Genomic DNA, 1,383 nt, shown 5'->3' with positions numbered 1-1,383 from the left:
CCCATAGGCGCTAACTTAGGGCACGAGCGTTATCCTTGCTGCGGCGGATTGGCTTTTTCGTCGCCTCGGTGGATCGCAGACGTGGCGGATGATTTCGGCAAAGCGCGCCACGATTTTTCCCGGCCGCATCACGATCAGTATGGCGTTGAGGATTGCAGGACGCAGGAGACTATGCAGCCTCCAAAGCGACAGCGATTGCGCTGTGGGTGGTTTCATCGTCACAGGGGGGAGAGTCGAGAACGTCGGTGACGGCCTCGTCGATCATCAGCGCCAGGATCAGATGGGCTGTCAGCCAGCTTCGAGCGAGCCGCTCATCGCGTGCGGGAAGCTTATGGATACCCATTCCACTCTTGAGCCGCTTGAAGGCGAGTTCGACTTGCCAGCGCAGCCGATAGGTTTGCAGAACCTCGTCGGCCGCCAATTCATCGGCTGGGACCGACGTCAGCAACATGACGAAGCCTGCTGCGATGAGGGTCATCGGGTGCAGCCTCTTGCTGCCACGTCGCTGATGCCCTCGCCTTGCCGCTTTCTGTGCTTTTTGCGTGGCCTCCTCATCCTTGCGCTTGACGATGAGCCTCGCCGGCAAGAGCGGCTTGCCTCGGCCCTTGCTTGTGCGGCCTGAATGCTCCAGGAGCACGCTCATCTCGCAAACTTCACCGGGCTGCAAGGGCTCAAAGATGGTGTTCCAGTCGACCCGTTGCCCTTCGGGCGTGGTCAGCCGAACACTGTTCCAGCCCGTGCGCACGATGAAGTCGCCGCCCGCCGCCACCACTTTTTCAAGGGACGGGATACGAGCGTAGGCGCGATCGCCAACAACGATGTCGCCTTGGCGAAGCGGAACACGAAAGAAGCCTTCACCGCCGCGAGCGTCGCTAATCTCCAGATGCGTGAACCGCGCAAGCGCAGGTTCGTAGGTGGCGTGCAGCCGCCAGTCCGTGCCGGCACTGCCGGGGTGCGAGATCGAACTGCCATCGACGACGCGCAGCCGACGCCCCGTCGCCGCGGTACTTTTGACACAAGCGTTTTCCAGCAAGGCGCCTGCGACGCAGCCAAGCCAATCGGCCGCTCCACGCAAGCGCTTCAAAAGAGCAACATCGGAAAGGCTCGCAACGTCGTTCATCCCGGCCCAGGCGGCCGCCGAGCGCAGGCTCATCCCGCCGGGGCCATAGGCCAAGGCCAGACGCAGCAATGTCGCTGCGTCCGCAACGTTGCGACGACGTACCAGCGCTCCCGTCGCTCGCGCCGTCGTGTCAAGATCAATACATTGTGACAGTCTCGAGATCAGAGCCTGCCAGTCGCTTTCAATGGAATCATTCCTTTGCATCTGGCCTAGGAATCACATCTCGATTCCACCAGTCTACCCCTAAGGTTAGCGCCTATGGG

1 protein-coding gene is annotated in these 1,383 nt (G+C 61.5%); it reads right to left on the bottom strand.

What is annotated here, in order from left to right:
* Positions 1–169 precede the first annotated feature (169 nt).
* Complete coding sequence (locus AC0L2Z_RS35230) at positions 170–1,324, bottom strand: IS4 family transposase (RefSeq protein ID WP_473630621.1); 1,155 nt, start codon at positions 1,322–1,324, stop codon at positions 170–172.
* Positions 1,325–1,383 lie beyond the last annotated feature (59 nt).

The sequence above is a fragment of the Mesorhizobium sp. WSM4850 genome (assembly GCF_055811735.1).
This window is presented reverse-complemented; position numbering and strand designations above follow the sequence as displayed.

Coding starts and splice junctions, on each gene's coding strand:
- AC0L2Z_RS35230 (WP_473630621.1), bottom strand. CDS start 1,324: ATGCAAAGGAATGATTCCATTGAAAGCGACTGGCAGGCTCTGATCTCG.